The following is a 24,961-nucleotide window of genomic DNA, read 5'->3' on the forward strand; positions in this document are numbered from 1 at the left end:
TGCGTCACTCCGTCGGGGCGCCGAGAAGTTCGTGGAGTGCGGCGACCGAGGAGCGGACGTCGGTGAGCGGGCCCTCGCCGCGGGGTTCCTCGGTGAGGATCGTGTCCTGCTCCAGCACGTACCAGCCCGGATAGCCGTCGGCGCGCAGGTGGCCGACGATCGCGGCGAAGTCGACGTCGCCCTGCCCCACCGGCCGGTAGATGCCTTCGCGCACGGCCTCCGTGTAGGTCCGCCGCCCGGACTGCACCTGCCGGGCGAGGCCGAGGTCGACGTCCTTGACGTGGGTGTGCGCGATCCGGTGCGGGGCCTGGCGGGTGAGGTCGGCGGGGTCGGTGCCGCCGATCAGCAGGTGCCCGGTGTCGAGGCAGAGCGCGATCGACGAGCCGTCGAGCACCCGCTGTACCTCCGTGCCGTTCTCGACCATCGTGCCGACGTGCGGGTGCAGCACGGCCTGCACGCCGTGGGCGGACGCGAGCGCGTCCAGCCGGTCGAGGTTCCCGAGCAGCGTGCGCCAGCCCTCGACGTCCAGGCCGGGGCGCTCGTCGTACCCGTCGAGGCCGGTCACAGCCGACAGGACGAGCACGTCGGACCCGGTCGCGGCGTAGGTCGCGAGCAGCTTCTCGACGTCGGGCAGCGGGTCCTGGCCGGCAACGTGCAGCAGTAGCGGCGTGAACCCGCCGATCGCCTGCAGGTCGTGCCGGGCGAGGACGTCGGCCATCGCACCCGAGTCGGCGGGGAGGAAGCCGTCCGGGCCGAGCTCGGTGGCGGCGAGGCCGACGTCGTGCATCTCGGCGAGCACCCGCGACGGCGGCAGCTGGTAGCCCCAGCCGGGCACCTCGCACACACCCCACGAGATCGGAGCGCCGGCGATCCGATCGACGGTCATGCGGAAGCCTCCTGCGAAAGGATGACGGGACGGCCGGTGCGCCACGATTCGTCGGCGGCCACGGCCAGGTCGAACGCGGCGAGTGCGTCCCGGCCGGTGACGCGGGGCGCCGCACCGGTGCGCACGCAGTCGGCGAAGGCGTCCAGCTCGGCGGCGTAGGCGTGCGGGTAGCGCTCCTCGAAGTCGGACACGAGATCGCGCGCCGAGACGCCGGGGCTTCGCCACTCCAGCCCGGTGCGGTGCGGGTTGTCGATCCGGGCGGTGGCGAGGGTGCCCATCACCTCGGTGGAGCATTCGTAGCCGTAGCGGGCCCCGCGGCTGTTGTCGATCACGCCGAGGGCGCCGTTCGCGAACCGCAGCACGACGACCGCGGTGTCGATGTCGCCCAGCTCGGCGAAGGCCGGGTCGGACGCCGCGCCGTGCGCGCTGACCTCGACGACCTCGCCCACCAGCCAGCGGGCGACGTCCAGGTCGTGCACGGTGACGTCGACGAAGAACCCGCCCGAGCCCGCGAGGTAGGCCGGGTCCGGCGGGTTCATGTCCCGCAGCGACGTGCGGAAGAGCGTGACGGCACCGAGCTCGCCTGCCGCGATCCGCTCGGCCGCGGTGACCCAGTCCGGGTCGAACCGGCGGTGGAAACCCACCTGGAAGACCACGCCCGCGGCCTCGACCGCCTCGATGGTGGCCACGGTCGTGGCGCGGTCCAGCGATACCGGTTTCTCGCAGAACACCGGTCGGCCGGCGGTCGCCGCCGCGACCGAGAGCTCCGCGTGCGTGCCGGTCGGCGTGGCGATCGCGACGGCCTCGGAGCGCTCCAGCAGCTCGTCGAAGCTCGCCGCCGCCGGCACCTGCAGCTGGGCGGCCAGGGCGGCCGCGCGCTCGCCGTCGGCGTCGTAGACGCAGGCCAGCCCGGCCCGCGCGCAGCGGGAGACGAGGTCGACCGCGTGGATGCGGCCCATCCGCCCGACCCCGGCGACGCCGACCCCGAGCTTCCTCACGCGCCTGCATCCTTGGCGTACAGGTCGGGCCGCGCCCGCAGGACGATCTCCTCGCGCCGTCCGCTGCCCAGCGCGGCGAGGGCCGTCTCGCAGGCGACGGTGGTGGCGTAACCGTCCCATGCGCTCGGGCCGGTGCTACCCCCCGAGCTCACGGCGTCGATCCACGCCTGCAGTTCGAGGTCGAACGCCCCGACGAAGCGCTCCTTCCAGTTCTCCGGGACGCGCCCGGCGTACCGCCCGGCCCGTTTGACGACGGCGCCCGCGCTCTCGGAGAGCTCCACGGTGCCGTCCTCGCAGACCACCTCGCCGCGGATGTCGTAGCCGAAGCCCGCGTTCACCATCGCCTCGACGTCCACCAGCAGGCCGTTCCGCATCTCCAGCACGACCAGCAGCGGGTCGTGGAACCCCGGCTTCGCCTTGCGGCTGATCCGCCCCTTCAGGACGGTGACGGCGGCGAGCTCGTCGTCGAACATCCAGCGCGCCACGTCGATGTCGTGCACCGTGCTGTCGTTGATCGTCATGTCGCTCGTGAAGAAGTCCGGCACCGACGGGTTGCGGTGGGAGGCGTGCATGAGCAGCGGCGCCCCGATCTCCCCGCCGGTGACCACGGCCTTCATCGCCCGGTACTGCGGGTCGAACCGGCGCATGAACCCGACCTGCACGAGCCGCCGCCCGGCCGCGACCTCGGCGTCGAGGATGCGGTCGCACGCCTCGCGGGTGGTGGCGAGCGGTTTCTCGCAGAACACCTGCTTGCCTGCGGCGATCGCGGCGAGCACGTACTCCTCGTGCGTCGGGCCCCACGACGTGACGACGACGGCGTCGACGCCCGCGTCGTCGATCAGGGCCTGCCCGGTGTCGTGCACGACCGAGCCCGGTACGCCGTCGGCGACCGAGCGGGCGCGGGCGCGGTCCACGTCGGTCACGGCGGCCACGCGGGCCCCCGACAGCACCGAGGTGAGCCGCCTGATGTGGTCCTGGCCGATCATGCCGGTGCCGATCACGCCGACGTTGAGTGCCACGAAAGAGGTTCCCTTCTCAGCGCTTCAGTTCGTGGGACAGCTCGGCGAGCTCCTGCCCGCCCGCCATCTCGGCCGTGAGCTCCTCGAGGGAGACCTCGGTCCGCTTCTTGTCCAGCACCCGGCGGCCGAGCTTCAGGATGATGAAGTGGTCGCCCACCAGGTACGCGTGGTGCGGGTTGTGCGTGATGAACACGACGCCCAGCCCGGCGTCGCGCGCCGCCGCCGTGTACTTGAGCACCACGCCCGACTGCTTGACGCCCAGGGCCGCCGTCGGCTCGTCCAGGATGAGGACGCGCGCGCCGAAGTAGACCGCGCGTGCGATCGCCACGCACTGGCGCTGGCCGCCGGAGAGCGTGCCGATGGGCTGGTTGATGTCCTTGACGGTGATGCCCATCTTGCGGAGCTCGTCGTCGGCGATCTCCCGCATGCCCTTGATGTCCAGCGGGGCGAGCGGGTACGAGCCTTTCCTGATCTCCGAGCCGAGGAAGAAGTTGCGCCAGACCTCCATCAGGCCCACGACCGCGAGGTCCTGGTAGACGGTGGCGATCCCGTGGTCGAGGGACTCGCGCGGCGAGCCGAAGTGCACTTCCTGCCCGTCCACCTTGAGCGTGCCCTCGGTGTGCGGGTGCAGGCCAGAAATGATCTTGATGAGGGTGGACTTGCCGGCCCCGTTGTCGCCGAGCACGCAGGCGACCTCGCCCGCGTTGACGGTGAGGTCGATGCCTTCGAGGGCCCGGATGGCGCCGTAGGCCTTGCCGACGCCCTCCATCTCGACGAGCGGGGTGCCGACCTGCAGCTCCCGGTCCGCGTGCTCCACGATCGTGTCGGTCATGGGTTCAGCTCCTGCGGTTCAGGGCGTAGTTCTTGACGTAGAGGTTGAGCAGGACCGCGAGCAGGAGCATCACGCCGAGGAAGAACTTGAACCAGCTCGGGTCCCAGCCGGCGAACACGATGCCCTGGGTGGTCATGCCGAAGATGAAGGCGCCGACGGCCGCACCGATCGCGGAGCCGTACCCGCCGGTGAGCAGGCAGCCGCCGACGACCGCGGCGATGATGTAGAGGAACTCGTTGCCGACGCCCTGCCCGGACTGCACGGTGTTGAACGCGAACAGCAGGTGCATCCCGTAGAACCAGCACGTGAAGGCCACCCCCATGAACAGGCCGATCTTCACCTTGTTCACCGGCACGCCGACCGCGCGGGCGCTGGCCGCGTTCCCGCCGACCGCGAAGATCCAGTTGCCGAGGCGGGTGCGCAGCAGGATCCAGGTCGCCAGCGCCACGAAGAAGATCCACCAGAGCACGGTGACGCGAATGGTCACGCCACCCAGGTCGAACTCCGAGGCGAAGACGGCCCGCGCCGAGGCGAAGCCGTCCATGTCGGAGATGTTGTCGGTGGCCACCGTGCCGGTCACGAGCTTCGTGACGCCGAGGTTGATGCCGCTCAGCATGAAGAACGTGCCCAGCGTGATCAGGAAGCTCGGGATGCCGGTCTTCACGACCAGGTAGCCGTTGAAGAACCCGACCGCCAGCATCACGATCAGGCTGACGAACACCCCGACCCACAGGTTCGCGCTGAGCTGGAAGCTGAACATCGACGCCGTCAGTGCGGCGGTCACCACGGACACGCCGGCCGAGAGGTCGAACTCCCCGCCGATCATGAGCAGGGCCACCCCGACGGCGACGATGCCGATCGACGAGCTCGCGTAGAGCACGGTCGACAGGGCGGGAAGCGTCCGGAACGGCTCCGCGAGTGCGAAGAAGAAGATGAAGATCGCGATCGCCGCCGCGAACGACCCGACCTCCGGACGGGTCAGCAGGGTGGACAGCAGCGGCTTCTTGGGCCGCGCCACCTCGGTGGGCGGCGAGGGTGGGGGCTGGGTCGCCACGGGAGAAGTCATGGCCCGCTCCAGAGCTTCGGATGGATCGGGGGGAGCCGGGTCGCCGGCTCCCCCCGGTGGGAACTAGCGCTTGTTGTTCTGCGCGTAGACCACGATCTGGTCGATGTTGGACTTGTCCACGAAGGAGGGGCCGGTGAGGACCGGGCCGCCGCCGCCGATGTCGTTGCCGTTGGACAGGTTCAGCCACAGCGACGTCACGGCCATGTAGCCCTGCACGTAGGGCTGCTGGTCGATCGCGAACAGGATCCGGCCGTCCTGGATCGCCTTCGCCGCGTCGACGTTCAGGTCGAACGTCGCGACCTTCGCCGAGCTCCCGGCGTCGCCCACCGACTCGAGCGCGGTGAGGGCGAACGGGGCACCGAGCGTCAGGACGTGCGTGATCGACGGGTCCTCCTGCAGCTTGGCGCCGATCGTCGAGCGCACCTGGGCGAGGTCGGTGCCCTGGACGTACAGGACCTCGGTGTTCGGGAAGGTCTTCGCGACGCCGGCGCAGCGGGCCTCGAGCGCGACGTGGCCCTGCTCCTGGATGACGCAGATCGCCTTCTGCGCGCCGTCCTGGGCCAGGCGCTGGCCCGCGGCCTGCCCGGCGAGGTCCTCGTCCGAGCCGAAGTACATCTTCGCCCCGAACTGCTGGTACTGGTCCTTGCCCGCGTTGAAGGCGACGGTCGGGATGCCGCGGTCGGCCGCCGCCTTGGCGGCCGGGCCGACCTGCTCGACGTACGCGAGCGTGACGGCGATGCCGTCGACCTGGCTGTCGATCGCGTTCTGGACGAGCGTGGCCTGCTCGGGCCCCGCCTGGGCGTTCGAGTACTTCAGCTCGACGTTGTTCGCGCGCGCCGCGTCCTCCGCGCCGGCCCGGATCCGGTCCCAGAACGTGTCGCCCGGCTGCTCGTGGGTGATCATGGCGATCGTGTAGCGCTCGCCGCCGACGTTGCCGCCTTCCGGGCCCCCGCCGCCCTGTTCCTCCTGTGCGCCGCCCTGGCTGCTGCACGCGGCCAGCGCGATGCCGAGCGCCGCGACCACCGCCAGTGCGCGCATCGTCTTCCTGGTACTCATCTTTGAGCTTCCTTCCAGTGCACAGCCGGCCGCAGCGGCGGGCTGGGGATGGGTCAGTAGGGCCAGCGCCGGACGGGTCCGAGGCCGCAGCCCCGGAAGTAGCCCGCGGTGGGCGCCCCGATCGGCAGCGGGATGTTCGGCTCGACCGCCTCGTCGAGCGCCTCGGCCCCGCGGTGCAGCCCGGCGACGACCGTGCCCCCGCAGACCCGCAGGCCGCGGGCGTCCAGCTCGTCGCGCAGCTGCACCGGGTCCTGCGGGAGGAAACCGGATGGGCCCAGCCCGGTCCACAGGTAGCCGGCCTGCGCGATCTCGTCGAGGTCCTGCTGCCAGCCGACCTGGTGGGGGTCGGACGGGAACCACACGCCCCACGAGTCGGGCGCGGTGCCGAGGGTGAGCCGGTCCGGCGGAGCCATGATCAGGTTGCTGTCGGGAAGTGGTAGCTGGCGTCGATGGGGTGCTCCACGTGCGGCCACCGGGACGTGACGACCTTCGCGCGCGTGTAGAAGTCCACGCCCTCCGGGCCGTGGACGTGGTGCTCGCCGAACAGCGAGTCCTTCCAACCGCCGAAGGAGTAGTAGGACATCGGCACCGGGATCGGGACGTTGATGCCGATCATGCCGACCTGCACGCCGCGCTGGAACCGGCGCGCCGCCTCCCCGGACGAGGTGAAGATCGCGGTGCCGTTGCCGTACGGGTTCGAGTTGACGAGCTCGATCGCCGCGTCCACGGTGTCCACCCGCATCACCGAGAGCACCGGACCGAAGATCTCCTCCTGGTAGACGTCCATCTCGGAACGCACCCGGTCGATGACCGTCGGGCCGACGAAGAAGCCGTTCTCGTGGCCCGGGACGCTGAGGCCGCGGCCGTCGACGGTGAGGTCGGCACCCTGCTCGGCGCCGCGGCCGATCAGCCCGACGATCCGGTCCTTCGCCGCGGCGGTGACGACGGGGCCCATCTCGCTGTCGGGGTCCCGGCCGGGACCGACCTTGACCGAGCGCGCCTTCTCGCTGACGGCGGCGACGAGGTCCTCGCCGGCGGGGCCGACGGCCACCGCGGCGGAGATCGCCATGCAGCGCTCGCCCGCGGACCCGAACGCCGCCGCGACGAGGTGGTCCGCGGCGTAGTCGAGCTCGGCGTCCGGCAACACGACGGCGTGGTTCTTGGCGCCGCCGAGGGCCTGCACCCGCTTGCGGTTCGCGGTGGCGCGCTGGTGGATGTACTGCGCGATCGGGGTCGAGCCGACGAACGAGACGGCGTCGACCTGTGGGTGGTCGAGCAGCGCGTCGACGGCCTCCTTGTCGCCGTGCACCACGTTGAACACGCCGTCGGGCAGCCCGGCCTCCGACCACAGCTCGGCCACCAGCTGCGACGCACTCGGGGCGCGCTCGCTGGGCTTGAGGACGAACGTGTTGCCGCAGGCGATCGCCACCGGGTGCATCCACATCGGCACCATGGCGGGGAAGTTGAACGGCGTGATGCCGGCGCAGACACCCAACGGGCTGCGGAACGAGAACAGGTCGATGCCGGTGGAGACCTGGTCGGAGTACCCGCCCTTGAGCAGGGTCGGGATCCCGCAGGCGTACTCGATCACCTCGAGGCCGCGCTGCACCTCGCCCCGGGCATCGGAGACGACCTTGCCGTGCTCGTCGGAGATGACCTCGGCGAGCTCCTGGGTGCGGGAGTTCACCAGCTCCCGGAAGTTGAACAGGACCTTCGTGCGCTGCGAGAGCGACGACTGCGACCAGGCGTGGAACGCCGCGGCAGCCGCCTGCACGGCCGTGTCGACATCTGTGGGGCTCGCGAGCAGCACCTCGGCCTGCTGCTCCCCGGTGGCCGGGTTCCAGACCGGCGCCGTGCGGGTGGACTCGCCGGTGGCGGGCTTGCCGCCGATCCAGTGCGTGACGGTCCTCATCGGGGAGTGCCTCCGATCAATGGGCGCTGCTCTGCCTTGTGCGTCTCGTACGACTTGCGGGCGGCGGTGGTGCTGTCGAGCTGCGCGACCTCGGCCACCGGCACGTCCCACCAGTTCTCCGAGTCGGGCGCGGGGGCGAGCGGGTCGGTCTCGATGTGGATCGCGGTGGTGCGCTCCGACGCGCGGGAGCGGGCGATCGCGGCGCGGAACTCCTCGATCGTCCGCACCCGGATCACGGCGGCGCCGAGGCTCTCGGCGTTCGTCGCCAGGTCCACCGGGAGCGTCGCGCCGTCGAGCAGGCCGGTGTCGGGGTTGCGGTACCGGTACGCCGTGCCGAATCGCTGCGAGCCCACCGACTCCGACAGCGCGCCGATCGAGGCGAACCCGTGGTTCTGGACGATGACGAGGTTCAGCTTGATCCCCTCGGACACGGCGGTGACGATCTCGCTCGCCATCATCAGGTAGGAGCCGTCGCCGACCAGGGCGAACACCTCGCGGTCGGGGGCCGCCATCTTGATCCCCAGCGCACCGGCGATCTCGTAGCCCATGCAGGAGTACGCGTACTCCACGTGGTACTGCTTCGCGTCCCGCGCGCGCCACAGCATCTGCAGGTCACCGGGCATCGAACCGGCGGCCTGCACGAGGACGTCGGTGGCGTGGATCTCCTCGTTGAGCGCGCCGAGCACCTCGGTCTGCGCCGGGAGGGGCTGGTGGCCCAGGTGGAAGGCCGCGTCGACCGTGCGGTTCCAGGCGCCGATGTCCCAGGTCGATGAGCAGCGGTAGCCGGCGAGGGCATCGGTGAGGGCCTCCAGCCCGGCCCGGGCGTCGGCGACGAGCATCTCGCCAGCGTGCTTGGCCGCGTCGAACGCCGCCACGTTGAGGTTCACGAACCGCACGTCCGGGTTCTGGAACGCGGTGCGGGACGCGGTGGTGAAGTCGCTGTAGCGGGTGCCGACACCGATTACGGCGTCCGCCTCGCGGGCCAGCGCGTTCGCCACCGGCGCGCCGGTGGATCCGACGCCGCCCACGGCCTGCGGATGGTCCCACAGCAGCGCGCCCTTGCCGGCCTGCGTGTCGCCCACCGGGATGCCGGTGGCCTCGGCGAAGCGGCGCAGCGCGTCGGTGGCCTCGCTGTAGTGCACCCCGCCGCCTGCGACGACCAGTGGGCGCTCCGCCGAGCGGATCAGCTCCGCGGCCCTGGCCAGCGCGGCGGGATCGGGCACCGCGCGGGGAATGTGCCAGACCCGCGGCGCGAACAGCTCCTCCGGCCAGTCGAACGCCTCGGCCTGCACGTCCTGCGGCAGCGCGATCGTCACGGCGCCGGTCTCGGCCGGGTCGGTGAGCACGCGCATCGCGCCGAGCAGCGCCGACGGCAGCTGCTCCGGCCGCCAGACCCGGTCGAAGAACCGGGACACCGGCCGGAACACGTCGTTGACCGAGACGTCGTAGGTGCGCGGGTCCTCCAGCTCCTGCAGCACCGGGTTCGCGACGCGGGTGGCGAACACGTCGGACGGGAGCAGCAGCACCGGGATCCGGTTGGTGGTGGCCAGCGCGGCGCCGGTGACCATGTTCGTCGAGCCCGGGCCGATCGAGGCCGTGCACGCCATCGCCTGGAGGCGGTTGCGCATCCGCGCGTAGCCGACGGCCGTGTGCACCATGCCCTGCTCGTTGCGGGCGAGGTGGTAAGGCAGGTCGACGCCGGTGCGCGTGGCCTCCAGGAGCGCCTGCCCGACCCCGGCGACGTTGCCGTGCCCGAAGATGCCGAGGCAGCCCGGCACCAGCCGATGCGCCGTGCCGTCGCGCTCGCTGTGCTGGTTCGCGAGGAACCGCACGAGCGCCTGGGCCACCGTCAGCCTCACGGCTTCTCCTCCGTCGTCGTCAGCGGGAGGCGCGGGTCGACCTCCTGGTCGTCCCAGGTGCCGCGCACCCAGGCGTGCGCCGGGTCGTCGCAGATCAGCCAGGCCCGGTCCGGGCTCGGACCGGCCATGACGTTCAGGTAGTAGAGGTCGTACCCGGGCGTGGCCATCGACGGGCCGTGCCAGCCGTGCGGGATGAGCACGGTGTCGCCGCTGCGCACCTCGGCGCAGACGTCGATCTCCCGGCCCGGCCCCGAGGTGTAGACGCGCTGGTAGGCCGGGCCGTCGCGGTCCACCTCGAAGTAGTAGACCTCCTCCAGCCGGGCCTCGCCCTCGCGCTCCTCGTCGTGCTTGTGGGGCGGGTAGGACGACCAGTTGGCGCCGGGCGTGAGCACCTCGACGGCGATGAGCTTGTCCGCGTCGAAGGTCTGCGGGTTGCAGAAGTTGTTCACCTGCCGGCTGGCCTGGCCGGCACCGCGCAGCTCCACCGACACGCCCTCGGCCGGGCCGTAGCGCGCGGACAGCCGCCGGGTCGCCCTGGCGGCGGGGAGGGCGAACCGTCCGCCCCCCGCGGACGACACGGTGACATCGGCGTCCCGCGGCACGTAGGCGAAGTCGCTCACGCGGGAGAAGACGCTACGGCGGCCGGTGACGTCGAACGTCTCGCCGTCGCACTCCACCCGGCATCCCCCCGAGAGCGGGAGCACGACCATCTCGTCCTCGCCCGTCGCGAACGTGGCGCTGCCCCCCACCGGCAGCTCCAGCACCCGCAGCGAGCTGTACGCCCACCCGGCCGTCTCGGGCGTCACGACGAGGGAGAACGGCCCGGCACCCGTCTTGCCTGCGCGCACCACGTGGTCGTTCGTCACAGCAGCCCCACCGCCGTGTCGACGGCCGCGGCGACGTCGTCGCCGGGCGGGTAGAGCAGCGACCGGCCGATGACGAGACCCTTCACCGTGGGCAGGGCGAGGGCCTTGCTCCAGCTCGCGAACGCGGCGTCCTGGTCCTCGGCAACCTCCCCGCCGAGGATCAGCGCCGGCAGTGTGGTGGCGGCCATCGCCCGCTCCATCTCCTCGACGATCGGGACCTTGAGCCAGGTGTAGGCGGACGTGTTGCCGAGGCCGGCCGCCACCGTCGACGCGCGCGTCATGGCCTCGGCCGTCAGCTCGTTGCGCACCCGGCCGTCGACGCGATGGGAGATGAACGGCTCGACCATCGCCATCAGGTGGTGCGCGGCCAGCGCGCTCACGGCCCGGCCGCAGGATTCGAGCGTGGCCGCGGTGGCGGGGTCCGCCGGGTCGATCCGGACCAGCATCTTGCCGCCGTCGTAGCCGGCGGCGTCGAGGCTCCCGGAGTCGAAGGCGGTGAACCGGTCGTCGATCTCGAAGGCGGTGCCGGCCAGCCCGCCGCGGTTCATGGAGCCGACGACGACCTTGCCGTCGAGGGCGCCGAGCAGCAGCAGGTCCTCGATCACGTCGGGGGTGCCGAGCACGCCGTTGACGCCCGGGCGGGACAGCGCGAGGCACAGCCGGTCGAGCAGGTCGCCGCGGTCGGCCATGGCGAGCGGCCGGTCGCCTGCCCGCAGCGCGCCGCGGGCCGGGTGGTCGGCGGCGATCATCATCAGCCTGCCGTGCTCGCCGAGCAGCGAGTCGGGTTTGCGTCGCCGCCGCGTGGCCGCGGCAACCGCCTCCGGACGGCGCACCCGCAGCTCCACCAGCTCCTGCAGACGATCAGCCTGCACCGACGGCCTCCCCGAGCACGGCTTCGACCTCTTCGGTCGTGGGCATCGCCTCCGCGCAGGCCAGCCGGCCCGCGACGATCGCCCCCGCCGCGTTGCAGAACCGCATCGCGCGCTCCAGGTCCCAGCCGGCGAGCAGGGCGTGGCAGAGCGCGCCGCCGAACGCGTCGCCCGCACCGAGCCCGTTGACCACCTCGACCGGCACCGGTGGCACCACCACCTGGGAGGTGCCGTCCGAGGCGAGCACGCCGGCCGGCCCCTGCTTCACGACGGCGAGCTCGACGCCCGCCGCGTGCAGCGCCTTCGCCGCGGCGTACGGCTCCCGCGTCCCGACCGCGGTCTCGCACTCGTCGAGGTTGCCGACGGCCACCGTGACGTGCTGCAGCGCCTCCCGGTACCAGCGGCGGGCCTCCTCGCGAGAGGGCCAGAACATCGGGCGGTAGTCGAGGTCGAACACCGTCAACCCGGCCTTGTCCCGCGCCCGCAGGGCGGCGAGCGTGGCCTCGCGGCTCGGCTCCTGCGACAGCCCGGTGCCGGTGACCCAGAAGATGCCCGCGTCGCGGACGGCGGCCATGTCGAGCTCGCCGGGGTGGATCTCCAGGTCGGGGGCCTTGGGGAAGCGGTAGAAGTACAGCGGGAAGTCGTCGGGCGGGAAGATCTCGCAGAAGGTCACCGGCGTCGGCAGGTGCGGGACCGGGGTGACGTACCGGTCGTCCACGCCGAAGCCGCGCAGCGCGTCGTGGATGAACTCGCCGAACGGGTCCTGGCCGGTGCGGCTGATCACCGCGCTGCGCCGGCCGTGGCGCGCCGCGGCGACGGCCACGTTCGTCGCGCTGCCCCCGAGGTACTTGCCGAACGTCTGCACCTCGCGCAGTGACACCCCGGTCTGCAGCGGGTACACGTCCACGCCGATGCGGCCCATGGTGAGCACCTCGAGCGCCATCCGCCTCCCCTTCGCGTCCGTGCCGGAAGGGACCCCGGACACGCGGCTCAGATGTACTCTGACGCGCCATACCTGTCAACAGTTTGTCAGGACATAGTGCGCAACGTCGTAGGAGATGGGTGTGGAGGTCTCGGCGCTCGACCGCACCAGCCCGGTGCCGCTCTACTTCCAGGTGGCCGGCCGGCTCGAACAGCTCATCGAGGCCGGGCGGCTACCCGTCGGCGGCCGCCTCGAGAACGAGGTGGAGCTCGCCGAGCGGCTCGGCGTGTCGCGGCCGACGGTGCGCCGCGCGATCCAGTACCTCGTGGAGCGCGGCGTGCTCGTGCGCAAGCGCGGCATCGGCACCCAGATCGTGCACCCGAAGGTGCGCAGGCCGGTGGAGCTCTCCAGCCTGTACGACGACCTGGCCAGGTCGGGCAAGCGGCCCAGCACGCGGATCCGGCACCTCGACGTCCGCCCGGCGCCCGACCACGTCGCCGAGGCCCTCGGTGTTCCCGAGGGCACCGAGGTGACCTGGTTCGAGCGCATCCGGTTCGCGGCGGGCGAACCGCTCGCACTGATGCACAACGCGGTGCCGGTGGACGTGCTCCCGCTCCGCCGCGACGACCTCGAGGCGCGCGGACTCTACGAGCTCCTGCGCGCCGCGGGCTACGTGCCCCGGATGGCCGACCAGCTCGTGGGTGCCCGCGCGGCAACGGCGGCCGAAGCCCGGCTGCTCGACGACACGCGAAGTGCCCCGGTGCTGACGATGACGCGCACGGCATGGGATGCCGGCGGCCGTGCGGTGGAGTACGGCTCGCACATCTACCGCGCGAGCCGGTACTCCTTCGCGCTCACACTCTCCAGCTGACCCGGGTGAGTCGGCCCACCTGCGCCGCCCCCCACCGGGCTGCAGGTAACCCCCAGCTCAGCGGTAACGCCGCTGCGGGGCCTCGTCCTCGTCGACCTCGACGGGAGCGTAAGGGTCGGCGTAGTCGTCCTCCGCCTCACCGTTGCGGGTTTCCGCGCTCCCGATCTCGCGCTGCAGCGCGTCGAGGTCCATGGTGGGGGAGCTGTACTTGAGCTCTCGAGCCACCTTGGTCTGCTTGGCCTTGGCTCGTCCGCGCCCCATGGCTGGTCCCCCTTACAACAGGGAAGGGGCGGCCGGATGTCTCGGCGGCCCCATTCATCTCAACAATCTCGTGGTGTTCACCGTACCTTGCGAACCGGCAGGAGTGCGACGTGGCACCGGCGATGTGACGTCGGACGCGTGTGAGGTCACCCGCTGGGCTGGCGCCACCGGGTCGGCACCCCAGGGTCGCGCGCATCCACCTGCGGATCCATCACACGTTCGGGTGGGGGGCTCCGACATCACCGGCGCAGCGGCTCCGCCGTGGGTTCCACCAGGTGGCGCAATGCGACGACGGCACCGAGCGCGGCGACCGCGCCCATCACGAGCATCGCCGACCAGCCCGCGAGGTCGGCCACCAGCCCGCCGAGGGCGGGCGTGAGGGCGCCGGAGGCGTAGTTGGCGGTGTTCGACATGGCCATGGCGGTGGCGGCGCGCCCGTTCGGGGCGAGCTCGCCCGCCGCGGTGAACACCAGCCCGTTCCAGCTGATCGCGAGCGCCACGGCCGGCACGAGGGCGGCGGCGAGCAGTGCGCCCGGGCCGGGCCGCAGGACGGCGGCCAGCGCGAAGCCCGCCGCCACGGCGACGGCGACGATCCGCAGCGGGCCGAGCCTGCTGCGCACGCGGTCCGACCACGCGCCGTTCGCCAGCCGCCCGGCGGCGCCCAGCACCTGGGTGAGGCCGAGCAGCGCCCCGGCGACCGGCAGGGTGAGTCCGGCCCCGCCGTGCAGCAGCTCCACCAGGAACACCGAGCCCAGGAACTGCGGCACCACGAGCAGCAGCCCGGCCAGGCTCAGCCGCTGCAGCCGCCGGTCGGCCAGGACGTCGCGCGCCCGGGCCGTCTGTTGTCCCGACCGGACGGGCCGGCCCGGCGGTTCGCGGATGAAAGCGGCGACGGCCGCCGCCGCGGCCAGGCAGGTGACGGCCAGCGCCGCGAAGACCGCGGGCACCCCGCCGGCGTCCGCGATCGGCGGCAGGGCCACCGCCGCGATCGCCGCACCCACGGGCACCGCGGTCTGCCGGATCGCCATCGCCGTGCCCCGGCCCGTCGCCGGGAACCAGGTGAGCACGGCGCGCCCGCTGGCGGCGTTGACGCTCGCGCCACAGGCCCCGGCCACGACGAGCAGGGCGCCCGCGGCCACCGGGTGGTCGACGAGCGCGAGGACGCCGAGCGCGACGGCCGCCCCGAGCAGCCCGGACGCCATCACCCAGCGCTCCCCGAACCGGTCGGCGGCGCTGCCCCACGCCATGAGCGTCGGGATCAGACCCGCGGAGGCGAGCCCGATGAGCACGCCGACGCCGGCGATGCCCAGCCCGTAGTGCTCGCGCAGCGCGGGTGTGACGGCTGCGAGCCCGAGGAAGTAGGCCGTGGCGGCCTGGGCCGCCGTGCCGACGAGGAGCACGACCCACCGGTACCGAGGACCTGAACCCATGGCCCGACGATAGGTCTGCGTACCGAAATACGGGACCGATCTCCCACATGTTGAGAAGCGCGCGACTCCGCGCAGCATGCACTGACTCCGCACAAGGCGGGCCTTGTGCGAAGTCACCGCTGGGTGTGCGAAGTGGCGGTTAGCGGATGCCGCCGCGCAGTTGGGCGGCTCGGCCGGGGGGAGGGGCGTCCGCTTCCGGTGGGGCGCTCTCCGGGTCGATCGCCGCCGGGGTGTCCGCGCCCGCCGTCAGCTGCGCGTCCACCGGGACGTTGCGCTTGACCAGGGCCAGGGCCACCGGGCCCAGCTCGTGGTGCAGCACCACGGTGCCGACGCGGCCGACGGCGCGGCCGTCGCGCAGCACCGGGTCACCCGGAACCGGCAGCGTCTCGTCGCCCGCATCGAGGTGCAGCAGCACGAGGCGCCGCGGCGGCCGCCCCAGGTTGGCCACGCGGGCGACCGTCTCCTGGCCCCGGTAACAGCCCTTGGTGAGGTGCACGGCCGAGCCGACCCAGCCCACCTCGTGGGGGATCGTGCGGTCGTCCGTGTCGACGTGCAGGCGGGGCCGCAGCGCCTCGACCCGCAACGCCTCGAACGCGACGGTGCCCGCCGCGCGGGCGCCCGCAGCCGCGAGCCGCTCCCACCATGCGGCCTGCGCATCGCGGGGCACGAGCAGGTCGGCGGCGTCGGCCCCGGGCCAGTCCATGCGCCGGACGACGCCGCCGTCGGGCAGGGCGAGCACACCGTGCGGGCGCTCCGGGACCGGGACGCCGACCGCGGTGAGGACCTCCGGTGTGTCCGGCCCGACGACGGAGAGCACCGCGAGCTCCGCCGTGGCGTCGCGGGGCTCCACCTTCGCCCAGAACACCATCTTCCGGAGGTAGTCCAGGAGTTCCGGCACGTCGCCGGGCTCGGTGTCGAGGAACACCGTGCCGGCGGTGTGCGCGACCACCATGTGGTGCAGCACCCTCCCGTTGATGTCCAGCACCAGTGCCTCGGTGCCGGTGTCGGGTGGCAGCTCGCTGACGTGCTGGGTGAGCAGCAGGTGCAGCCAGTTCAGCCGCTCCGGCCCGGTGACGGCGATGACGCCGCGGTGACTGCGGTCGACGACGGCGGCAGCCCGGCTCATCGCCCGCTGCTCGGCGAGCGGGTCGCCCCGGTGGACGGCGACGTCCTGGTCGGTGTCGGCCCCGGGCAGCTCCGTCACGGCTGGGCCTCCTCGGAGTCGCGGCAGTCGCGGCACCGGCCGGACAGCGCGACGTGGGACGGGTCGAGCGCGAAGTCGGACTCGGCGAGCAACCGCTCCGCGAGGCCGTCCATCAGGTCGGTGGGCGACTCGGTGACCGTGCCGCACGAGTGGCAGACGAGGTGGACGTGCTGGTGCTGTTGCTCCGAGTAGGTCGGCGCGCCGTGCCCCAGATGGGTGTGGCGCACGATCCCGATGCGCTCCAGCAGGTCGAGCGTGCGGTACACCGTGGTGATGTTGACGGCCGGCGCCGCCTGTTGCACCTGCGAGCAGATCTGCTCGGGGGTGGCGTGCCCGAGATCGCGCACGGCGTCGAGCACGAGCTGCCGCTGCGGAGTCATCCGCAGGCCGCGTTGATGCAGGGTGTGCCGGAGCGCGGTCGGCCCGCTCTCCACGGATCCCGACGTGGTGTCCACCGAGTCGATGGTAGGCGCTCGGGCGCCCGGTGTGGCGGGGTGGACGAAGCAGGGGTTGCGCTCGCCGATACCCGAGGATCGGGTGCCGTCGGTATGCTCCGTCAGGGTGAACGACCAGGTTTGGGAGCCTGGACCTACCTACCCTCGGCGGGTGGAAGGGCTATGACGCTCGGGAGGGACCACGGATGACGAGTGATGCGGGCGCGCTCGGCGCCCCCAATTTCGACGTCGTCCTCCGGGGATACGACCGCAAGCAGGTCGATGAGCACGTCGCCCGCCTCCAGCGCGTGGTGTCCCGGATGCGGGCCGACCTCGAGATGGCGCGCAGCCACCCCCTTCCCCTGGTGTCCCCGCCCGGAGGCATGCCCGCCGCGGGCGGCCCCCGGCCGCCGCAGCGGCCGCCGCACCCCGGCCAGCCGCCGCAGCGGGGCGGCGACGGCCCCGACGTCGTCGGCAGCTTCACCGACCGCATGCAGAGCATCCTGCAGGCCGCGGAGGAGGAAGCCGCCGAGATCCGCAACAAGGCCCGTGCGACCGCACGTGCCGAGGAGGAGAAGGTCCGCGCGCAGCTCGCCGACCTCGTGCGGCAGCGCGACGCCCTCCTGAAGGAGCTCACGCGCATGCGTGGGCAGCTCGAAGGCATGCTCGCGGCTCCCACCGGGCGCCTCGACCTCGCGAAGGGCGACAGCGCCTCCGCGCGCCAGGGTGCCTCGCCCTCCCCGAGCGCGGCGAAGCCGCCGAGCCCGGGAAAGCCCCAGCCGTCGTCCCAGCAACAGCCTGCGCAGCAGCAGTCGTCCCAGCAGAAGCCCGCACAGCAGCCGTCCCAGCCTTCCGCGGGCAACCGGACGGCGGGCCCCGCGCCCCAACCCCCGGCGGCACAGCCGTCGACGGGCACTCGATCGGGTGGTTCTGCGCCGCAGCCTCCGCAGCCGTCCTCGCAGCGGCCCGCGCAGGCGCCGTCCGGCGCGCGGCCGCCCGCCAGCCCCACGCCGCGGCCGCGCCCGTCGGCCGACGCACCGGGCCAGGCGCCCGCACGTCCGGCGGCCGACGCCGGGAACGCCGCCGCCAAGCCGAACACCGGCGCCAAGCCGAACACCGCGGCCAAGCCCGACGCCGGCGCGAGTCGTCCGGTTCCCGCCGACGGTCTCACCCGCGCCGCACCGCAGGTGCCGCCCGCGGGGCCGGCTCCGGCCCAGCCGCCGGCGGCCGGGAGCGGATCCACGCCCGTCGGGAAGTCCCAGGGCGGGTCCCGACCCTCCACCGCGCCGTCCGCGGGCGGGTCGTGGCAACAGCCCGGGTCGGGCGCGCAGAGTCGCCCGGCGCAGAACACGAGCGCCCCCGGCGCATCCCGTCCGGCCGGGAGCGGGGCCTCGCCCGCAAGCTCCCCGGCCCAGCGGCCGAGCGGGCAGAACCAGAACCCCAGCCAGGGGGCGAACGCGCCCGGGCAGCAGGCCGGCCAGCGCTCGACCCCCCGGGGCTCGGGCGCCGCCTCGCCGTCGGCTCCCCGGACGACCGCGCCCGGCTCGAACCAGGGTGCGAACCCGTCGGGCGGGGCCAACAGCCCCGCCCAGCGGCCCGGTGGGGCGCAGCCGGCGGCGGCCCGCGGCAACGCTCCGGGCGGCAACGGTCCCGGTCAGCAGGGCGGAGGCGCGCAACCGGCATCGGGTGGGCGCCCGTCCGGCCAGGGTTCCTCCTCCACGCCGCGGCCCGGCACCGACCAGCGACGGGCGAGCCCGCAGGAGGGTGGCGACCTGTTCCAGGGGTCATCCGATCAGGCGAAGCGTGGCGGCGGGGAACAGCGGCCTCCCGCGCGCCCGGTCGGGGAGCGCACGGCGCTCGTCCCGACCATCCCGCCCTCGCAGGTGTCGCCGCCGCGCCCGAACGACAAGCCCGCGGGCGGCGCCGGTTCCGGCCCGTCGACCACGGGCAACCCGCCCCGGCCTGCGTCCGGCCCGCGTCCGGAAGGTGCTCGACCCGAGCCTCGCCGGGACGGGCAGGGTGCTTCCGGCGAGTCCGGGCAGGAGGGTTCCGGGCAAACCGGAAACGGCGCCGAGCGCTCCGACCGGTCCGCATCGGCGTCACGCTCCGGGTGATCGTTATTGCGCACCGTGAGCTGAAAGGGCGTACGGTTCGCAACCATGCAGCTGCCCCTGTCGGCGTCCGCGCTGGTCATGCTGGGCGTGGGCGCAGTTCTCGTCGGCGCGTCGATCCTCGTGGTGGAGATCGCGCGCAGGCGTAAGTCGGCGAGCGGCCCCACCCGGGTCCCCCCGGACATGCGCATGCCGCAGCAGCCGGCACCGCACCCCGGTCCGTTCGGCGCCGCCCCTGTCGGTGCACCGGTCGCTGCACCGCTGAACGCGGCCCCGCACGTGGGCCCGGTGGCCCCGGTGCCTGCCGCCGAGACCATGCCCGGCCCCGCCGCGCCGCCCATTCCGCAGCCGCAGCCGCTGGCCGGCCCCGTGGCGGCCGCCGCGACCCCGCGGCCGATGGAGGTCTCCGCGCACGTGGATCCGCCCCGTGAGCCCGCCGCGGAGGTGCCGCCGGCCCGGACGCCCCCTGCAGGGCTCTCGCCGGTGCCGCAGCCACAGCGCCACTACCAGGCCGGGTCCGGGAAGACCGTCGCGGAGGCGGTGGCGCAGGCATTCGCCGTGCGGGCCGCCGCGAGTCGTGGGTCCACCGCCCAGCGGCCGGTGAACCCACCGCCGCCCGACGGCGCTGTCCCGGTCGTGCAGGAGAGCATCCCGGAGCCGCCGGTGGCCGAGGAGCGGGTCGAGACGGGCGCTCCCGTCGAGGCGGATCCCGCGCTGGACGGCGTCGACCCGGCCGCGACGACGGACCCCGACGGTCGCGGCCTGACCGCAGTGCCGAGTGCCGGCCCCGCCGAGACGCCGGAGGTCGTGGCCGCCCCCGAAGCGGTCGGGGACGTGTGGGCAGCCGCCACCACCGCACAGGGGACGAACGGCGATCGGCCCGCCGACGCCGCAGCACCCGGCCCCGAAGGCAACGGCCGCCCGCCCGAGAGCTGGCAGCCGTCGCCCGAACCGGCTCCGGACGGCGACGGGCCGGCCACCCCGACCGCCGGGTGGACCCCACCTCACGTGCCGGAGCCTGCGGAGCAGCCGGAGCCCGAGGCGGCGTTGGTGCCCGCCCCGCGCCCCGACGGCGACGGCCCGTCCCCGGACGCCCGGGACCGCCTGCTCGCGGTGCTGCTCGACGACCCGGAACGGGCGGTCGGCGCCACCGTCGAGCTGGAGAGCTGCCTCCGCGAGCTGGACCGCCTCTCGGACGCCGTGCGCACGGGGCGCGCGGCGCTGCGCGACGTGCTCCACCGCCTCGCGTCCGCGGGACTGCGCCCCGAGCAGCTGTCCCGGCTGGCGAGGCTGCCGCAGCCCGAGATCGAGGAGCTGCTGGCGCACGCCGGGCAGGAGGCTTGACTCAGCCCGCTATGCGGTTGAGGCGCGCCGAGAGGTGCGGCTGCAAGGGCTGGCCCATCATCGCCCGCTCGTCCACGTAGGCCAGATCGCCGCCGTCCACGAGGCCGTACAGGCGGTGGGAGCCCACGACCTCCTTGGCGGACGCCGTGCGCACCACCGCGTCCGTCTTGATCTCCCACGAGGTCAGGTTGCGGGCCCGGCCGTAGAAGATCTCGGTGATCCCGGTGGCGTGGGTGATCAGCACCTCGAGCTCGCCGTCGGGCTGCGGCCGCCAGAAGCCGGTCTCGCGCGCCGCGGGCCGCAGCACCTCGCCGTCCGGGCCGAGCAGCCACGCCCTGGTCTCGTAGGAGAGGAACGGGCGGCCGTCGTGGGCGAAGACGATCTGCTGCCCGTAGCTGTAGGGGCCGTCGATCGTCGGGTAGACGACTTCACCGGTACCCCGCCACACGCCGACGAGCGGGAGCAGCCCGATGCACAGCTCGTGCAGGTCGGGGCCCTCCCGCAGGTTCGCGGTGTCGTCCGGGACGGGCAGGTCGTCGAACCGCGGACGGTTGCGCTGCGGGGAGTCGGAGGCGGCGTTCGCCGGGCCGGCGACGGTGCCCGGCAGCTCGTCGCCGGTCACGGCTTCGACTCCGCGAGCACGTCGGGCTCCGCCGGGGCCGTCGTGAACAGCCTGCGAAGCAGGTAGCCGGTGAATAGGGTGATGCCGCCGCAGACGGCGAGGAGCACGCCGGTGAACAACCACTGCACCGGGCGCAGCCTAGTGCCCCGTTGCAGCAAAGCCGCTCTCGTGCCACCAGTGGCTGTCCGCCTGCTACGCGACGGCGTTCAGCCACTGGACATGCATGGCACGCAACGTGGTGGCGTGAAAGTGGCTGTGCCGTCCCCGGGGAGCCCTCGCCGTGCTTCGCTGCGGCGGTGGCTCCCCGGAAGTGCGTTTGGGCTGCAATCGGGAAGGGGTTAGACGACCGCGATCTCCGCCCGGTGGACGCCCGGGCCGTCGGCCTTCAGCTCGGCCTGGCCGTTGCCGACGCGGGACAGCGCGCGGACCGTCCACGTGCCCGGTGCGGCGAAGAACCGGAACTGCCCGGCCTCGGACGCCACCACCTCGGCAGTGAACTCACCCGTGCCGTCCAGCAGCCGCACGAAGGCGCCGCCGACCGGCTGATCGCCGGCCACGACGCGGCCGGTGAGGACGGTCTCCTTGGTCAGGTCGGTGCCGGGCGGGAGCGCGACCGCCTGGTCCGGCGCTCCGCACATCAGGAGGCCTGCTTCGCGGGCGCACCCAGCTCGATCGGCACGCCGATCAGCGAGCCGTACTCGGTCCAGCTGCCGTCGTAGTTCTTGACGTCGCCGTGCCCGAGCAGCTCGTGCAGCACGACCCAGGTGTGGGAGCTGCGCTCGCCGATGCGGCAGTAGGCGATGGTGGCCTTGCCGGCGTCGTAGCCCTCTTCGGCGTAGAGCTTCGTGAGGTCCTCGTCCGACTTGAACGTGCCGTCCTCGTTGGCCGCCTTGCTCCACGGGATGTTGATCGCGGAGGGCACGTGGCCGGGCCGCTGCGACTGCTCCTGCGGCAGGTGGGCGGGTGCGAGGATCTTGCCGGAGAACTCGTCGGGCGAGCGGACGTCGACGAGGTTCTTCTCGCCGATCGCGTCGACGACCTCGTCGCGGAAGGCGCGGATCGAGAGGTCCGGGTCCTTCGCGGTGTAGGTGGTGGCGGGCCGCTCCGCGACGTCCGTGGTGAGGGTGCGGCCGTCGAGCTCCCACTTCTTGCGGCCACCGTCGAGCAGCTTGACGTCGGCGTGCCCGTACAGCTTGAACTGCCAGTAGGCGTAGGCCGCGAACCAGTTGTTGTTGCCGCCGTAGAGCACGACGGTGTCGTCGTTGCCGACGCCCTTCAGGGACAGCAGCTGCGCGAACTGGTCCTTGTCGACGATGTCGCGGCGAACCGCGTCCTGCAGCTCGGTCGTCCAGTTGATCTTGACGGCTCCGGTGAGGTGGCCGCCGTCGTATGCGGTGGTGTCCTCGTCGACCTCGAGGAACACGATCCCGTCGCTACCGAGGTTCTTCTCGGCCCAGTCGGCAGTGACCAGGACGTCCTGGCGGCTCATGCATTTGCTCCCTGTATATCGGCGGTGCGGTGAAGGGCGTGCACGGGCGCGCTGCCGGCCCGGGGCACGGCAGACGGGTGCGGTGGTGCGGACATGGCGAGATGCTCCTGAGGGGGGTGCGTGGAAGGACGCGAAGGGCTCAGGAGACGTGACACAGGCAGCTGCCGACGCGGCACAGGTCAACTGCGCGGCGACGGGTCAGCGGCCAGAACACGCTGGTGAGGGTAGCCGAGGTTGGGGCATCCCGGCACTGTCGATGAGGAGCAGGTCACGACCCGGTGGCGGAGACCGCGGTGTCGCCGAGGGTGAGGTCGTCGGCGTACCCGCTGATCTCGAGCGTGCCGCCGACGGCGCGCAGCTTCGTCGGCGTGGCCGCGAGCGGGAGCGAGCCGGGGTCGATCCGCAGCGTGAACTGCTGCTGCAGCGTGCGCTGCACCGCCACGGGGAGGGGGTCGGCGTCGCTGCCGCCGAGCCGGATGTCGCGCGGGATGATCTGGGCCTGCCCGTCCACGAGCTCGAGCACGGCGATCACCGAAACCTCGGACTCCTCGCCGAGCACCGTGGCGGTGCCGACGAGGCGGACCGCGTTCTCCGGGTCGATCGTGCGGAGCGACTTGTCGGCGCCCTCGTCGACGACGACCTGCTCCAGCGCGTACTCGTCGACGTTCTCGATGCGGAGCTTCTCGATGCCGGGGACGAGCCGCTGCACGTCGGAGGCGGGGATCTGGACGGTGCCCTCGACCGCCTTCACGGCCAGCGACTTCGGACCCGACCCGAGCAACATCGGCAGCGGCGCGTCGACGTCGTGCAGCTGCGCGCGGACGCTCAGCTCCTGCAGCTGGCCCAGGCGGATGTGGGTGGCCTCGACGTCCACGCTGGAGTACTCGCCGGAGATCGCCTGGACGAGGAACGGGAAGCCGTTGATCCGCACCGAGGGATCGTCGACGAGCCCGATCTGCTCACGCATCTGACGCGACACCGCGGACTCGGCGAGCGCGGCCGCTCCGTAGTCCACGGCGATGAACAGCCCGACCAGGACGAGCAGCGCGATGACCAGGCGCCTCATCCGACCTCCGACCTTGCGGCCCGGCACTCTGCCGGGGTGAAGGCTTCGACGGTAGAGCGAGCCCGTTCCCGCCCGTCATCTGGGGCGCACGCAGAGAGCGCCCATCGGGCGATCCTACGGGCGAGGTCCGCGTCCGTGCCGCTCTCGCCGTGCCCGTCGCCGGGTTCCTCCCACAGCTCGGCCCGCCCGCGGGACGCGGCGGCGAGCGCGCGGGCGTGCGCCACGGAGAAGTAGCGGTCACCCGTGATGTGGACGACCAGCAGCGGCACCTCGATGTCGGCGACGACCTCGACCGGTGACGGCGGGACGACCTCCCACCCACCGTCGAGGCGCACCCCGAGCGCCCGTGCGGCGAGCCGGCCGTGCGGCTGTTCGAGCAGCCAGTGCACGCGGCGCATGGCCGCGGTCTCCCGCGAGTACCAGCGGGCGGGTGAGCTCACGGCGACCACGGCGTCCGGTCGGTCGGCCCCGCCCACCGCCTGGCGCAGGGCCACCGCGGCGCCGAGGGAGAACCCGATCGTGGCCACCCGTTCGTGGCCGAGGGCGCGCGCGGCGGCCACGGCGGCGTCGAGGTCGAGCAGCTCGCGGTCGCCGACGGTGTTGCGGCCTCCCGAGCGGCCGTGACCGCGCATGTCGAAGGCGACGACGGGTGCCTCGGTGGCGAGCACCGCGAGCAGTCTGCGGGTGATCGGGTGCCGGACGTGGTGGGTGAACGCGTGCGCGACGACGAGCGCGGTGCCGCCCGCCGATGCCTCCCGGGGGAGGTGCACGCCCGCGAGCGCAACCCCGTCGGCCGTGGTCGCGGTGACCGGCACCGGCGTGACCTGCGCCGCGCAGCTCGTGTGATCGACCCCCACCCGGTTATCCTGCATCGATCCGCGTGTGGTGTTCCCGCCGGGTCACGCGGGTGACATCGGTGCGTCATCGCTGCCCGCCGTGATCTTCAGGAGGCGGCGGCCGCAGCGGGCGGCCCGGCTCCCGGTGGGAGAGGAGGCACACCACGTGGAACTCCTGCTGCTGACGGCCGACCCCGACCCCGGTTCGGTTCTGCCTGCTCTCACGTTGCTCCCACACGGGGTTCGGACGGCGGCGCCCGAGGTCGCGGCGCTGCTCGACGCAGGCCCCCACGACGCCGTCGTCGTCGACGCGCGCACCGACCTGGTCGCCGCCCGCAGCCTGTGCCGCCTGCTCGGCAGCACCGGCACGGACGTGCCCGTCGTCGCCGTGCTCACCGAGGGTGGGCTGGTGGCCGTGTCCGGTGAGTGGGTGGTGGACGAGATCCTCCTGCCCACCACGGGACCGGCCGAGGTGGACGCGCGGCTGCGGCTGCTGAGGGCGCGGCCCGGCGCCGACGCGGGCCGGGACGGCGGTGCGCTCGTGCTCGGCGAGCTCGTCATCGACGAGGCCACCTACGCCGCCCGGCTGCGCGGCCGGCTCCTCGAGCTCACCTACAAGGAGTTCGAGCTGCTCAAGTACCTCGCGCAGCACGCGGGCCGGGTGTTCACGCGCGCCCAGCTGCTGCAGGAGGTGTGGGGCTACGACTTCTTCGGTGGCACGCGCACCGTCGACGTCCACGTCCGACGGCTTCGCGCGAAACTCGGCCCCGAGCACGAGCAGATGATCGGCACCGTGCGGAACGTGGGCTACAAGTTCGTCCGGCCCACCCGCAACGCGCTCGGGTCGGCGCCGGTCGGGCTCCTCGACGACGACGGGGCGCCCGGCGACGACGAGGAAGGTGACCGGGCCCCGCACCCGGCACCCGACGTCGTGGGCCGTCCCCTGGGAGCGCGCTGAGGAACCCCGAACCTACTGCGCGTCACGAGCCGCAGATGGGGTTGCCGCTG

The 24,961-nt window shown here is 73.1% G+C and carries 27 protein-coding genes; 4 read left to right on the top strand and 23 right to left on the bottom strand.

What is annotated here, in order from left to right:
- Positions 1–4 precede the first annotated feature (4 nt).
- The 12 genes from ACU436_RS20900 to iolC all read right to left on the bottom strand — a co-directional run bounded on the left by ACU436_RS20900 (position 5) and on the right by iolC (position 12,306).
- A complete protein-coding gene (locus ACU436_RS20900; RefSeq protein ID WP_459027716.1) occupies positions 5–886 on the bottom strand; it encodes a sugar phosphate isomerase/epimerase family protein in 882 nt (293 codons plus the stop codon).
- Positions 883–1,884 carry a Gfo/Idh/MocA family protein gene (locus ACU436_RS20905; protein ID WP_459027718.1) on the bottom strand — a complete coding sequence of 334 codons (1,002 nt, stop codon included), beginning with the start codon at positions 1,882–1,884 and terminating at the stop codon, positions 883–885. Before ACU436_RS20905 ends, ACU436_RS20900 begins: the two co-directional genes overlap by 4 nt.
- The gene (locus ACU436_RS20910; RefSeq protein ID WP_459027720.1) at positions 1,881–2,903 is read right to left on the bottom strand and encodes a Gfo/Idh/MocA family oxidoreductase; all 1,023 of its coding nucleotides are present in this window, start codon (positions 2,901–2,903) and stop codon (positions 1,881–1,883) included. The genes ACU436_RS20905 and ACU436_RS20910 overlap by 4 nt, the downstream gene beginning before the upstream one ends.
- A gap of 16 nt (positions 2,904–2,919) precedes the next feature.
- On the bottom strand, positions 2,920–3,735 hold the full coding sequence (locus ACU436_RS20915) for an ATP-binding cassette domain-containing protein (protein WP_459027722.1): 816 nt from the start codon (positions 3,733–3,735) through the stop codon (positions 2,920–2,922).
- A gap of 4 nt (positions 3,736–3,739) precedes the next feature.
- Positions 3,740–4,801, bottom strand: a complete 1,062-nt coding sequence (locus ACU436_RS20920; protein WP_459027724.1) for an ABC transporter permease — start codon at positions 4,799–4,801, stop codon at positions 3,740–3,742.
- Between the two features lie 63 nt (positions 4,802–4,864).
- Positions 4,865–5,857 (bottom strand): substrate-binding domain-containing protein, encoded by a 993-nt coding sequence (locus ACU436_RS20925; RefSeq protein WP_459027726.1) that lies wholly within the window; start codon positions 5,855–5,857, stop codon positions 4,865–4,867.
- A gap of 53 nt (positions 5,858–5,910) precedes the next feature.
- Positions 5,911–6,270, bottom strand: a complete 360-nt coding sequence (locus tag ACU436_RS20930; RefSeq protein WP_459027728.1) for a hypothetical protein — start codon at positions 6,268–6,270, stop codon at positions 5,911–5,913.
- A gap of 2 nt (positions 6,271–6,272) precedes the next feature.
- Entirely contained in the window at positions 6,273–7,769 is a 1,497-nt protein-coding gene (locus tag ACU436_RS20935; protein WP_459027730.1) for a CoA-acylating methylmalonate-semialdehyde dehydrogenase, read from the bottom strand.
- Complete coding sequence (gene iolD, locus ACU436_RS20940) at positions 7,766–9,628, bottom strand: 3D-(3,5/4)-trihydroxycyclohexane-1,2-dione acylhydrolase (decyclizing) (RefSeq protein WP_459027732.1); 1,863 nt, start codon at positions 9,626–9,628, stop codon at positions 7,766–7,768. Before iolD ends, ACU436_RS20935 begins: the two co-directional genes overlap by 4 nt.
- Positions 9,625–10,494 carry a 5-deoxy-glucuronate isomerase gene (gene iolB, locus ACU436_RS20945; protein WP_459027734.1) on the bottom strand — a complete coding sequence of 290 codons (870 nt, stop codon included), beginning with the start codon at positions 10,492–10,494 and terminating at the stop codon, positions 9,625–9,627. The genes iolD and iolB overlap by 4 nt, the downstream gene beginning before the upstream one ends.
- Positions 10,491–11,366 (bottom strand): Cgl0159 family (beta/alpha)8-fold protein, encoded by an 876-nt coding sequence (locus ACU436_RS20950; protein WP_459027737.1) that lies wholly within the window; start codon positions 11,364–11,366, stop codon positions 10,491–10,493. The genes iolB and ACU436_RS20950 overlap by 4 nt, the downstream gene beginning before the upstream one ends.
- A complete protein-coding gene (gene iolC, locus ACU436_RS20955; RefSeq protein ID WP_459027739.1) occupies positions 11,356–12,306 on the bottom strand; it encodes a 5-dehydro-2-deoxygluconokinase in 951 nt (316 codons plus the stop codon). The genes ACU436_RS20950 and iolC overlap by 11 nt, the downstream gene beginning before the upstream one ends.
- Positions 12,307–12,427: 121 nt before the next feature.
- On the opposite strand from iolC, the gene ACU436_RS20960 reads away from it, so the two are divergent.
- Positions 12,428–13,156, top strand: coding sequence for a GntR family transcriptional regulator (locus tag ACU436_RS20960; protein ID WP_459027741.1), 729 nt, complete (start codon positions 12,428–12,430; stop codon positions 13,154–13,156).
- A 57-nt stretch (positions 13,157–13,213) separates the two neighbouring features.
- On the opposite strand, the gene ACU436_RS20965 is transcribed toward ACU436_RS20960, so the two are convergent.
- The 4 genes from ACU436_RS20965 to ACU436_RS20980 form a co-directional block, all read right to left on the bottom strand.
- Positions 13,214–13,417: a DUF3073 domain-containing protein gene (locus tag ACU436_RS20965; protein WP_459027743.1), complete on the bottom strand. Its 204-nt coding sequence runs from the start codon at positions 13,415–13,417 to the stop codon at positions 13,214–13,216.
- 239 nt (positions 13,418–13,656) lie between these two features.
- Positions 13,657–14,847 (bottom strand): MFS transporter, encoded by a 1,191-nt coding sequence (locus tag ACU436_RS20970; RefSeq protein ID WP_459027745.1) that lies wholly within the window; start codon positions 14,845–14,847, stop codon positions 13,657–13,659.
- A 139-nt stretch (positions 14,848–14,986) separates the two neighbouring features.
- Positions 14,987–16,051, bottom strand: coding sequence for a CAF17-like 4Fe-4S cluster assembly/insertion protein YgfZ (ygfZ, locus tag ACU436_RS20975; RefSeq protein WP_459027747.1), 1,065 nt, complete (start codon positions 16,049–16,051; stop codon positions 14,987–14,989).
- The gene (locus tag ACU436_RS20980; protein WP_459028179.1) at positions 16,048–16,431 is read right to left on the bottom strand and encodes a Fur family transcriptional regulator; all 384 of its coding nucleotides are present in this window, start codon (positions 16,429–16,431) and stop codon (positions 16,048–16,050) included. The genes ygfZ and ACU436_RS20980 overlap by 4 nt, the downstream gene beginning before the upstream one ends.
- Positions 16,432–16,691: 260 nt before the next feature.
- Between ACU436_RS20980 and ACU436_RS20985 the strand changes: the two genes are divergently transcribed.
- Complete coding sequence (locus tag ACU436_RS20985) at positions 16,692–18,599, top strand: hypothetical protein (RefSeq protein WP_459027748.1); 1,908 nt, start codon at positions 16,692–16,694, stop codon at positions 18,597–18,599.
- A gap of 45 nt (positions 18,600–18,644) precedes the next feature.
- Entirely contained in the window at positions 18,645–19,940 is a 1,296-nt protein-coding gene (locus ACU436_RS20990; protein WP_459027750.1) for a hypothetical protein, read from the top strand.
- A 1-nt stretch (position 19,941) separates the two neighbouring features.
- Here the strand turns inward: ACU436_RS20990 and ACU436_RS20995 are convergent, their stop codons facing one another.
- From ACU436_RS20995 to ACU436_RS21025, 7 genes are all read right to left on the bottom strand, one after another.
- Positions 19,942–20,562, bottom strand: a complete 621-nt coding sequence (locus ACU436_RS20995) for a heme-binding beta-barrel domain-containing protein (RefSeq protein ID WP_459027752.1) — start codon at positions 20,560–20,562, stop codon at positions 19,942–19,944.
- The gene (locus tag ACU436_RS21000) at positions 20,559–20,690 is read right to left on the bottom strand and encodes a hypothetical protein (protein WP_459027754.1); all 132 of its coding nucleotides are present in this window, start codon (positions 20,688–20,690) and stop codon (positions 20,559–20,561) included. Before ACU436_RS21000 ends, ACU436_RS20995 begins: the two co-directional genes overlap by 4 nt.
- Before the next feature lie 210 nt (positions 20,691–20,900).
- Positions 20,901–21,200 carry a DUF1416 domain-containing protein gene (locus tag ACU436_RS21005; protein ID WP_459027756.1) on the bottom strand — a complete coding sequence of 100 codons (300 nt, stop codon included), beginning with the start codon at positions 21,198–21,200 and terminating at the stop codon, positions 20,901–20,903.
- Complete coding sequence (locus tag ACU436_RS21010; RefSeq protein WP_459027758.1) at positions 21,200–22,051, bottom strand: sulfurtransferase; 852 nt, start codon at positions 22,049–22,051, stop codon at positions 21,200–21,202. Before ACU436_RS21010 ends, ACU436_RS21005 begins: the two co-directional genes overlap by 1 nt.
- 139 nt (positions 22,052–22,190) lie before the next feature.
- Complete coding sequence (locus ACU436_RS21015; protein WP_379588785.1) at positions 22,191–22,265, bottom strand: putative leader peptide; 75 nt, start codon at positions 22,263–22,265, stop codon at positions 22,191–22,193.
- Between the two features lie 54 nt (positions 22,266–22,319).
- Positions 22,320–23,117 carry an LmeA family phospholipid-binding protein gene (locus ACU436_RS21020; protein WP_459027760.1) on the bottom strand — a complete coding sequence of 266 codons (798 nt, stop codon included), beginning with the start codon at positions 23,115–23,117 and terminating at the stop codon, positions 22,320–22,322.
- Positions 23,114–23,974, bottom strand: coding sequence for an alpha/beta hydrolase family protein (locus tag ACU436_RS21025; protein WP_459027762.1), 861 nt, complete (start codon positions 23,972–23,974; stop codon positions 23,114–23,116). Before ACU436_RS21025 ends, ACU436_RS21020 begins: the two co-directional genes overlap by 4 nt.
- 145 nt (positions 23,975–24,119) lie before the next feature.
- Between ACU436_RS21025 and ACU436_RS21030 the strand changes: the two genes are divergently transcribed.
- A complete protein-coding gene (locus ACU436_RS21030) occupies positions 24,120–24,911 on the top strand; it encodes a winged helix-turn-helix transcriptional regulator (RefSeq protein ID WP_459027764.1) in 792 nt (263 codons plus the stop codon).
- Positions 24,912–24,961: the final 50 nt, after the last annotated feature.

The sequence above is a fragment of the Pseudonocardia wallangbongensis genome (genome assembly GCF_054486945.1).

Bases quoted from the DNA above. Each gene is read 5' to 3' on its own strand.
- ACU436_RS20935 (WP_459027730.1), bottom strand. From the start codon at position 7,769: ATGAGGACCGTCACGCACTGGATCGGCGGCAAGCCCGCCACCGGCGAG.
- ACU436_RS20915 (WP_459027722.1), bottom strand. From the start codon at position 3,735: ATGACCGACACGATCGTGGAGCACGCGGACCGGGAGCTGCAGGTCGGC.
- ACU436_RS20980 (WP_459028179.1), bottom strand. From the start codon at position 16,431: ATGACTCCGCAGCGGCAGCTCGTGCTCGACGCCGTGCGCGATCTCGGG.
- ACU436_RS20930 (WP_459027728.1), bottom strand. From the start codon at position 6,270: ATGGCTCCGCCGGACCGGCTCACCCTCGGCACCGCGCCCGACTCGTGG.
- ACU436_RS21010 (WP_459027758.1), bottom strand. From the start codon at position 22,051: ATGAGCCGCCAGGACGTCCTGGTCACTGCCGACTGGGCCGAGAAGAAC.
- ACU436_RS20985 (WP_459027748.1), top strand. From the start codon at position 16,692: ATGACGAGTGATGCGGGCGCGCTCGGCGCCCCCAATTTCGACGTCGTC.
- ACU436_RS21005 (WP_459027756.1), bottom strand. From the start codon at position 21,200: ATGTGCGGAGCGCCGGACCAGGCGGTCGCGCTCCCGCCCGGCACCGAC.
- ACU436_RS20925 (WP_459027726.1), bottom strand. From the start codon at position 5,857: ATGAGTACCAGGAAGACGATGCGCGCACTGGCGGTGGTCGCGGCGCTC.
- ACU436_RS20920 (WP_459027724.1), bottom strand. From the start codon at position 4,801: ATGACTTCTCCCGTGGCGACCCAGCCCCCACCCTCGCCGCCCACCGAG.
- ACU436_RS21020 (WP_459027760.1), bottom strand. From the start codon at position 23,117: ATGAGGCGCCTGGTCATCGCGCTGCTCGTCCTGGTCGGGCTGTTCATC.
- iolC (WP_459027739.1), bottom strand. From the start codon at position 12,306: ATGGCGCTCGAGGTGCTCACCATGGGCCGCATCGGCGTGGACGTGTAC.
- ACU436_RS20900 (WP_459027716.1), bottom strand. From the start codon at position 886: ATGACCGTCGATCGGATCGCCGGCGCTCCGATCTCGTGGGGTGTGTGC.
- ACU436_RS20970 (WP_459027745.1), bottom strand. From the start codon at position 14,847: ATGGGTTCAGGTCCTCGGTACCGGTGGGTCGTGCTCCTCGTCGGCACG.
- ACU436_RS20990 (WP_459027750.1), top strand. From the start codon at position 18,645: ATGCAGCTGCCCCTGTCGGCGTCCGCGCTGGTCATGCTGGGCGTGGGC.
- ACU436_RS20965 (WP_459027743.1), bottom strand. From the start codon at position 13,417: ATGGGGCGCGGACGAGCCAAGGCCAAGCAGACCAAGGTGGCTCGAGAG.